This window comes from Streptacidiphilus neutrinimicus, from assembly GCF_000787815.1.
GTDB classification, from domain to species: domain Bacteria; phylum Actinomycetota; class Actinomycetes; order Streptomycetales; family Streptomycetaceae; genus Streptacidiphilus; species Streptacidiphilus neutrinimicus.
Window position 1 is genome coordinate 46046 of record NZ_BBPO01000049.1, and the last position, 8423, is coordinate 54468.

At 70.3% G+C, this 8423-nt stretch carries 8 protein-coding genes and 1 pseudogene; 5 read left to right on the forward strand and 4 right to left on the reverse strand.

The annotated features are described in order from the left end of the window. Positions 1-551: 551 nt before the first annotated feature. Positions 552-1049, reverse strand: a complete 498-nt coding sequence (locus TR48_RS26825; protein WP_042371907.1) for a phosphoribosyltransferase — start codon at positions 1047-1049, stop codon at positions 552-554. Positions 1050-1304: 255 nt separating this feature from the next. Here TR48_RS26825 and TR48_RS43630 point away from each other — a divergent pair, with 255 nt between their 5' ends. Further along, the gene (locus tag TR48_RS43630; RefSeq protein ID WP_161789913.1) at positions 1305-1487 is read left to right on the forward strand and encodes a helix-turn-helix domain-containing protein; all 183 of its coding nucleotides are present in this window, start codon (positions 1305-1307) and stop codon (positions 1485-1487) included. A 222-nt stretch (positions 1488-1709) separates the two neighbouring features. Here the strand turns inward: TR48_RS43630 and argG are convergent, their stop codons facing one another. Beyond that, on the reverse strand, positions 1710-3131 hold the full coding sequence (gene argG / locus TR48_RS26835; RefSeq protein ID WP_042371911.1) for an argininosuccinate synthase: 1422 nt from the start codon (positions 3129-3131) through the stop codon (positions 1710-1712). 59 nt (positions 3132-3190) lie between these two features. Between argG and TR48_RS26840 the strand changes: the two genes are divergently transcribed. Next, complete coding sequence (locus TR48_RS26840) at positions 3191-3739, forward strand: dihydrofolate reductase family protein (RefSeq protein ID WP_042371913.1); 549 nt, start codon at positions 3191-3193, stop codon at positions 3737-3739. Positions 3740-3842: 103 nt separating this feature from the next. Continuing rightward, a pseudogene (locus tag TR48_RS45800) lies at positions 3843-3962 on the forward strand (LysR family transcriptional regulator); the annotation flags it as partial. A 238-nt stretch (positions 3963-4200) separates the two neighbouring features. Here the strand turns inward: TR48_RS45800 and TR48_RS26845 are convergent. Both TR48_RS26845 and TR48_RS26850 read right to left on the reverse strand, forming a co-directional pair. Beyond that, the gene (locus tag TR48_RS26845; RefSeq protein ID WP_042371915.1) at positions 4201-6006 is read right to left on the reverse strand and encodes an MOSC and FAD-binding oxidoreductase domain-containing protein; all 1806 of its coding nucleotides are present in this window, start codon (positions 6004-6006) and stop codon (positions 4201-4203) included. Next, complete coding sequence (locus tag TR48_RS26850) at positions 6003-6368, reverse strand: VOC family protein (RefSeq protein ID WP_042371917.1); 366 nt, start codon at positions 6366-6368, stop codon at positions 6003-6005. The genes TR48_RS26845 and TR48_RS26850 overlap by 4 nt, the downstream gene beginning before the upstream one ends. A 249-nt stretch (positions 6369-6617) precedes the next feature. Between TR48_RS26850 and TR48_RS39310 the strand changes: the two genes are divergently transcribed. Both TR48_RS39310 and TR48_RS26860 read left to right on the forward strand, forming a co-directional pair. Continuing rightward, entirely contained in the window at positions 6618-7730 is a 1113-nt protein-coding gene (locus tag TR48_RS39310) for a helix-turn-helix domain-containing protein (RefSeq protein WP_052443065.1), read from the forward strand. Positions 7731-7823: 93 nt separating this feature from the next. After that, positions 7824-8204, forward strand: coding sequence for a hypothetical protein (locus TR48_RS26860; RefSeq protein WP_042371920.1), 381 nt, complete (start codon positions 7824-7826; stop codon positions 8202-8204). Positions 8205-8423: the final 219 nt, after the last annotated feature.

An 8423-nucleotide genomic window follows, 5' to 3' on the forward strand; every position in this document is an offset into this window, starting at 1 on the left:
TCCCCGACGCGCCGCGCGATATTCGGGCTCCTCGTACACGTTGTGCAACGCGTGGGGGTCTGCGACGAGGTCGTAGAGCTCGCTGACGCTCAGCTCCGGCCGTCGCACGGCTCCACCGGCTCCAGCCAGGCGAGATCGCGGACGGTCGCGGTGAAGTCGAGAAGGGTACTGAACCGGTCCGAGACCCTGGGGCTCGGCGCCGGAAACGCTCACCAGCGCGGGGATGCGGTAGATGTCGTACATCGCCGGGCCCTTGTCGTTCAGCTGGTGCGCACCGGTGAACTTCCCGTGGTCGGCGGTGAACACGATCGCCGTCGGTCGGCGTGGCCGGACTCGTCCAGCACGGCCGGGATGCGGCCGATCTGGTCGTCGATCATCGTGACGTAGCCTCAGTACAGCGCGATGAGCCTGCGCCAGCCGCCGTTGCCGAAGTGGTCTGCTGACTTCGAAGACCCCGATTGGGTCATGGGCCGGGGGTGTACGTGCCCGAATGAGTGGCCGAGCGAAGGTCGCGGGAGGGGGTCGCGCTGCCGGGCGTATGAGGCCCGCTGTCAGGCGTCGAGTACTTGGCCGTCGTGCCCGACGACCGGCGGTTCCGTCGACCATGGGAAGTTGATCCAGTCGTCGGTCTTCTTCCATACATACTCGCATTTCACCAGGGAGTGCGACTTCTCGTAGATGACGGCGGACCGCACCTCGGCGACGTGATTGAGGCAGAAGTCGTGGACCAGCTTGAGCGTCTTGCCGGTGTCGGCGACGTCGTCGGTGATCAGGACTTTCTTGCCGGAGAAGTCGATCGCATCGGGGACGGGCGCCAGCATGACGGGCATTTCGAGCGTGGTGCCCACGCCGGTGTAGAACTCGACGTTCACGAGGTGGATGTTCTTGCAGTCCAGTGCGTACGCCAGACCGCCGGCCACGAACACGCCGCCGCGGGCGATGCTCAGGATCAGGTCGGGCTCGTACCCGTCATCGGCGATCGTCTGCGCGAGTTCGCGCACCGCCTGGCCGAATGTCTGGTAGTCCAGCGTCTCGCGCACGTCAGTCACAGCGTCCAGTATCCCTGTTTGGCTGCGTTCACGTGAGTCAGCGGCGACCGGTCAGCAGGACCCGACGAGGTCATGGCTCAGGCTCCCCACACCGCTGCCGCTTCAAGCTATGGGGAAGCCGAGCAGTACGAGTCGCACTTTCAAAGAGCGCCATTACGAACAGCAAGAAGATCCCCGGCCCGGGCGGGAGCTCCGCATCGACACCACGGATCTTCCGCTGTACGACGACGCGGGCCGGTCGTGAACGTCGGCCGCTTGATCCGGAGGCGTCGCGAGGAGCTGAACTGGTCCCAGTCGCAGCTCGCCGAGGCAGCAGCAACGGCGCAGTCCGTCGTATCCAGGATCGAATCCGGGCGACTGAACCCGACCATGGACATGGTGGCGCGTCTTGCGGAGGCGATGGACTCGGAGCTGAGGCTCACCATCGAGTCGCGCTGACCGGTCACGCAGATCGCGGAGACACGAACATGGAGCTGGCTACTGAGTCGGCCCGGTATCTCATCAGGTAGGGACGATCAGCCGAGCTCTGGATCGCCGCCGCTGGGCGGGGAGGTGGGCACGACCTTCTTGATCGCGGGCGTCGCGTGATGCGTCGTCGAAGGTCGCGCCCATCGTCGTTCTCCCGGCTCGCTGGAGCCGTCTGCGGTGGCGTGGCGGGGGTCAGTCCGTGCCGGTTTCGATGGCGGCCTGGTCCAGGGCCTCGGAGCCGGGTGCGGCGGCCTCCGCGTCGTTGCTCTCCGCGATGGCCTCGCCGCCGCCGGGCGGCAGTTCGCCGATGAGGGCGTCCCAGGCCGCCAGGTGGCCCTGGGCCGCGTACTGCTCCAGCTTGGTGCGCGAGTCCGCGATGTCCAGGTTGCGCATCGTCAACTGGCCGATGCGGTCCTCCGGGACGAACGCGGCGTTCTCGCTCCGCTCCATGGAGAGCTTCTCGGGGTGGTAGCTGAGGTGGGGCCCCTGGGTGTCGAGGACGGAGTAGTCCTGTCCACGCCGGAGCCGCACCGTGACCGAGCCCGTGACCGGGAAGCCCACCCAGCGCTGCAGGCCCTCACGGAGCATCAGCGCCTGCGGGTCGAACCAGCGGCCTTCGTAGAGCAGCCGGCCGAGGCGGCGGCCCTCCGTGTGGTACGTGGCGACGGTGTCCTCGTTGTGGACCGCGTTGAGAAGCCGCTCGTAGGTGATGTGGAGCAGCGCCATCCCCGGCGCCTCGTAGATCCCGCGGCTCTTGGCCTCGATGATCCGGTTCTCGATCTGGTCCGACATTCCCAGGCCGTGCCTGCCCCCGATGAGGTTCGCCTCGCGGACCAGATCGACCGGGCCGGCGAACGCCTGACCGTTGATTCGCACCGGTCGGCCCTGCTCGAACTCGACCGTCACGTCCTCGGCGGGGATCTGGACGTCGGGCTCCCAGAAGCGGACGCCCATGATCGGGGAGACGGTCTCCATGGAGGTGTTCAGGTACTCCAGGCTCTTGGCCTCGTGCGTCGCGCCCCAGATGTTCGCATCCGTGGAGTAGGCCTTCTCGGCCGAGTCGCGGTACGGCAGCTTGTGCTCCGACAGCCACGTGGACATCTCCTGCCGGCCGCCGAGCTCGGAGACGAAGGCCTGGTCGAGCCAGGGCTTGTAGATCCGGAGAGCGGGGTTGGCGAGCAGCCCGTAGCGGTAGAACCGCTCGATGTCGTTGCCCTTGTAGGTCGAGCCGTCGCCCCAGATGAGCACGTCGTCCTCGCGCATCGCCCGCACCAGCAGCGTCCCGACCACCGCGCGCCCGAGCGGGGTGGTGTTGAAGTACGTCTGGGCGCCGGAGCGGATATGGAAGGCGCCGCAGGCCAACGCGGCCAGGCCCTCCTCGACGAGGGCTTCCCGGCAGTCGATCAGCCGGGCCTGCTCGGCCCCGTAGTCGAGCCCGCGCTTCGGCACATCGGCCAGGTCGGGCTCGTCGTACTGCCCGACATCCGCTGTATAGGCATAAGGGATCGCACCGCCCTCACGCATCCAGGCAACCGCGACAGAAGTGTCCAAACCACCCGAAAAGGCGATGCCGACGCGCTCGCCGACTGGAAGCTTATTCAATACCTTCGACATGTATGCATCCTAGCCGTGGCCGCCTCCCGCTAGCATCGGAACCGATCGGAGGTACGGGCGTGCGAAAGATCGTCGTGTACGAGTTGCTGTCCCTCGACGGGGTGGCCGAACAGCCGCACCGCTTCTTCCCCGACTGGGACGGGGCGATGGACGCCAACCTCGCCGACGTGATCGGGACGCAGGACGCGGTCGTCCTCGGTCGGCGCAGCTACGCCGAGTGGGCGGGGTACTGGCCGGAGAGCCGGATCGAGCCGTTCGCGACGTTCGTCAACGGGGTCGCGAAGCATGTCGCGACCTCCACGCCGCTCGACCAGGACTGGGCCGGTGCGCGCGCGATCGACGGCGACCTGGTCGCCTTCGCCCGCGACCTCAAGCAGCAGCCCGGTGGCGACATCGGCGTCCACGCGAGCATCTCGGTCGCGCAGGCCCTGCTCGCCGCCGACCTCGTCGACGAGCTCAGGCTCGTGATCGCGCCGAGCATCGTGGGCGCGGGACGGCGACTGCTCGACGGCTTGCCGTCGATCCGGCTCGAACCGCTCCGCAGCCGGATGTCGCCGACCGGCTATCTGCTGGCCGACTACCGGGTGGTCGGCCGCAGCGACGCATGACGGGAAGAGCCGTCGGCAGCGGTCGGCCTCCCAGCGGGTCGGGAGCGTTCACAGCATCGTGGCGAGCCAGACGGTCACGGCGGCCAGGACGGCGAGACCGACGGCCGTCGTACCGCTGACCGACATGCCGCCGAGCCGCGTGGTGGCGGCGTGGAACGCAGGCGACGCCAACCTGTTGATCCGGTCGTTCGTCGAGATCGCCACCGCTGCGTACCGCAGTTGAGGACGGGCGAGGAACGCGGGGATGTCCGCCCCGCTCCTCGGCCCCGGGTTCCCGGACGACGATGACCCGGCCTCCGCGCGGGGGGCCCGCCTGGCTGTCGATGTGCGCCGCAGCGGTCGCGGCGCACGTGTGCGACTGCTCGACCGGAATGTTGATCCTTCCCCGCGCGATGAGGTCGGCGGCGACGGCGAGCGCGTCCGGCGGGGCCGTGGTGCTTCGGGCGGCGGGGGCGCGGACCTCACAGGTCCAGGACGACGTCCTCACCGGGACGGCTGCAGCACACCAGGGCCTCCCCGGGGGCGGCGGGCTCCAGCGGCTCGGTGGTGTAGACGACGGTGCCCGAGAGGACGGGAGTGACGCAGGTGTGGCACACACCGGTGCGGCAGGACCAGCGGGTGGGGATGTCGCACGCCTCGGCCAGGGTGAGCAGGGACGCCTGCTCCGGCTGCCAGCGGGTGGTGATCCCGCTGCGGGCGAAGGTGACCAGCGGACCGGTGCCGGGCGGCCCCGGGGGGCGGTGCGGCCGGGCCGCCGCCGCGGTGGTGATGCCGGGGTTGACCGCGGCGAGGGAGCCGAACTGCTCTGTGCGGATGCGTTCGGGCGCGAGGCCGATGGTCCTCAGGTGGTCGCTCACGTCGTCCATGAACGAGACGGGGCCGCACAGGTAGGCGTCGGCGTCGGCGGGGAGGCCCAGGACGGTCAGGGAGCGTGCGGTGAGCCGGCCGTGGGTGACCTGCGGTTCCGCTGGGGCGTCGGCGCCGGCGGTCGCGTCGGTGGCCCCGCCGTCGGTGGCCTGGTCGTCGTCGGCGGCGGTGTAGAAGACGTGCTCGTGGGCGTCCGGGAGCCGGGCCAGCAGCACGTGCGCCTCGGCGGCGAAGGCGTGCAGGGCCCGGTTGCGCGCCGTGTGGATCCACCAGACCGGTCGCGGGTCGCGCACCTCGGCCAGCTGATGGAGCATCGCCAGGACCGGGGTGGCGCCGATGCCGGCGGAGACCAGCAGGACCGGCCGGACCCCGGCTTCGAGGACGAAGGCGCCGCGCGGGCTCGCGACGTCAAGGACGTCGCCGACCCGCAGGCGCGCGTGCAGGTAGCCGCTGACGGTGCCGTGCGGCTCCCGCTTGACGCTGATGCGGTACTCGTCGGCGCCTGGGGCCGAGGACAGCGAGTAACTGCGCACCGTGGGCTCGCCGTCGGCGGCGACCCGGACCGAGAGGAACTGCCCCGGCAGGGCGGCCGGCAGAGTACTGCCGTCGGTGCTCGCGAGACGGACGGAGGCGATCACCGGGGTCTCCTGGTCGATCCCGGTGACCCGCAACGGCCGGAAGCCCGGCCAGCCGCGCCGTTCGGCCGCGCCGGTGTCGTCGCCCGTGCGGGTGTCGTCGGCCGCGCCGGACGGGCGCGGCGGGTTGGCCAGGTCCAGGAACGACCGCCGCCAACCGGGGCTGAGCGCGGGGATGTTCAGCGCCCTGCGCAGCATGGCCGGGTCACGCCCCGGGAGGTAGAGCAGGGCGTCGGTCTCGGCGACGCTCAACTCCTCGGGACCCCTGCTGATCAGGGAGATCGGGTCGCCCGCCTGCACCTGCCCTTCGGTGAGGACGCGCAGGTAGAAGCCCGGGCGGTGATGCGCGACCAGCAGCGAGGCCATTCGCGGCTCGCCCAGGCGCAGCCCGACCCGGTAGCAGGTGACGCGGGGCTGGGTGACCTCGAACTCGGCGTCGCCGATGCGGTAGCGGTCCCCGATGCACACCTCGTCGTCGGGCAGGCCGTCGACGGTGAAGTTCTCGCCGAACATTCCGAACGTCAGGTCGTCGCGGCGCAGTTCCTCTCGCCAGTAGGCGTAGGACTGGAGCTGGTAGACCAGTACCGCCCTGATCTCGCCCCCGTGGCCGGCGAGATCCCCCTGCCCGTCGCCGTCGACGTTCAGCCGCCGGACCAGCCTGGGGCCCGCAACCGGGGCCTTCCAGGCGCCGGTGCGGACGGTGCGTCCCTGCCACTCGACGTCGGCGGGAAGTCCGACGTTGACGGAGACCAGCGTCGCCGTCACGGCCGTGCCGTCGCATCGGACCTCGTCTCCACGAGCTCGTAGAGGTGGCCGTCCGGCGCGCGGAAGTGCGTGTAGCGCCACCGCTCGTTCGCGGAGATCTCCGGGTCGACGTCGAGCCCGAGCGCCCGCAGCCGCTCGACCGCCTCGTCGAGCCCCTCGACCAGGAAGCCGACGGTGCGTTCGGTGCCCATGCCACCGGCGTCCGCAACGGCGAACGACGTGCCGTCGGGGAGGTCGAACACGTCGGCGTCGACGCCGTCCACGTCCACCGTGTGCAGGCCGAAGGCCGTCCGCAGGAAGTCGCTCATCGGAGCGCGGGCGGCGGTCGAGGTGCCCACGAAGGTCAGTCCGAGGATGCGCATGGCGACAGGCTAGTGGCCGGGGCCGGCGGCCGGTGGGGGGCGCACCGTGCGGTTGCGGGCGGAAGTTCGACACTGTGGCAGGGAATTCGAAATCGTTGCGTCAGAACCAGTCAGTTTCCGACGGGCGCAGCGGCGCGAGGCTGCTGCCGGCCCCCGGACGGTTCCGCAGGAATTCCGCACCGAATCCTGCATTTGTTCGGACGGGCGGCGTCTCGGCTACCTAGACTTGAGGTCAGCCACGCACTTTAAGTGGAGGAGCTGTTGGACGCCGCGTCCTTCGCCGACTACCTGAAGAACCTGCTGCAGGGATCCGGTAAGCCGTCCTATCGGAGACTGGGCCTTCAGATCGGATACGGCAGGACCACGGTGTCCGACGCCTTCCAGGGCCGACGCCTGCCCTCCTGGGACGTGACCGAGCCACTGGTGCGGGCCCTCGGCGGGGACGTCGCCGAGGCACGGCAGCGGTGGGCCGAGGCAAGCGGCGGTGGCACACCGGTCTTCCCGGAGTGGCTGACCGACCCGGTGCTGGCGGTCCCCGCGCTGATCCCCGGCGTCGGGCTGGCGAAGTCGGCCGCGCTGGCCGCGGGAGATCCGGACGCCGCCCTGGCGGACGGCTGGGCGGTCGTGCGCCTGAGCGCGGCCCAGCTCTCGTACGAGGCGGGAGCGTTGCCGCCCGTCTCCGCGTCCGCCGTGGTGGACGCGTTCCGCCGGGCCGAGGGGGAGAACCGGCTTCCGCCAGGCGTGGGCGAGACCGTCTCCCGGATGGAGCGGCTGCACGAGCAGCACCGCGCGGGCGGTGCGGGCGTGGACGCGGCGCTGCAGTTCGTGGTCTTCGCCTACCGGCTGGCGGGGCTGGTCGCGGGCGGGCGCCGGGACGTGCCGGAGCAGGGGGAGGGCCGGGCTCCCGCCGACATCGTCACCCTGCGGCTCCTCGCGGAGGACTTCGGCTGGCCTGCGGACGGTGAGCTGCTGGCCGACTTCAGGGAGTTCCTGGCGATCCTGGTCTCCGGCCTGCAGGCGGTCGCCGAGACGGACCGCGCGGTGCTCGCGGCGCTGGTGCAGCATGGAAAAACGCTTCGCCTGGGGCTCGGCTCACCCACCTACGGCATGACCGGCGCCGAACTGTGCGACGCGACGGGCGTCGCTCCTTTCGACCTGAAAGGGCATCTGTCCGCCCTCAGCGAGCAGGGCCTGGTGGAGTGGCAGCGGGAGGGGCCGAGGGAGGCGCAGACTTCCGCGGAATGGGCGTGGACGAGCAAACGCGACGCCTATGCGCTGGACGGCCTGCGCAGCTTCTGCCGTGGCCGGAATCAGGACTTCAGTGCGATGATCCGCGATATTCGACTGGACTGGCTCGGCTGACGGTCGGGGCACCTTACATGCGGGCGGCCGATTCGAATCCGTCTATCACCAAATCCGACTCTGTGATTATCGAGATGCATAGGGTCATCGTCCATGGCTACCACCACCACCGACCAGTGCCTTGCCCGCCTCCTCCGCATCGAAGGGGCCATCGGCGCCGCGCTCGTCGACTATCACAGCGGACTCGCCCTCGGCGTCGCCGGAGGCGGCCCGCACTTCGATCTGCAGGCCGCCGCCGCGGGCAACACCGACGTCGTGAGAGCGAAGATGCGCACGATGGAGATGCTGCGCCTCGACGGGGAGATCGACGACATCCTGATCACGCTGACCGGCCAGTACCACCTGATCCGCCCGACGACCGCGCCCGGGGCCGACGGGCTCTACTTCTACCTCGCCCTGGACCGCCAGAAGGCCAACCTCGCCATGGCGCGCCGCACCCTCCAGCAGGCGGAGAAGACTCTGCGGGAGGTCTGACCGCCTCCCACGCCGACCGGCCCGACGGCACACGAGGGCCCCGGACGCCGAAGGGGCGTCGGCCGCTACGCCGCCACGTACCAGATCCAGGCAGAGCAGTGCGCCGCCGACCACTCCGCCGCATCCCCGCCCGGGCCCACCCGGACGCCTCCGCGAGCATGTCATGGCCACCCTCTTCAGCTCACTGGGCCAAGGCTCCGGGGGGTTGGGGTGCTGAGG

Bases quoted from the DNA above. Each gene is read 5' to 3' on its own strand.
- argG (WP_042371911.1), bottom strand. From the start codon at position 3,131: ATGTCGAAGGTATTGAATAAGCTTCCAGTCGGCGAGCGCGTCGGCATC.
- TR48_RS26860 (WP_042371920.1), top strand. From the start codon at position 7,824: ATGGCTACCACCACCACCGACCAGTGCCTTGCCCGCCTCCTCCGCATC.
- TR48_RS26850 (WP_042371917.1), bottom strand. From the start codon at position 6,368: ATGCGCATCCTCGGACTGACCTTCGTGGGCACCTCGACCGCCGCCCGC.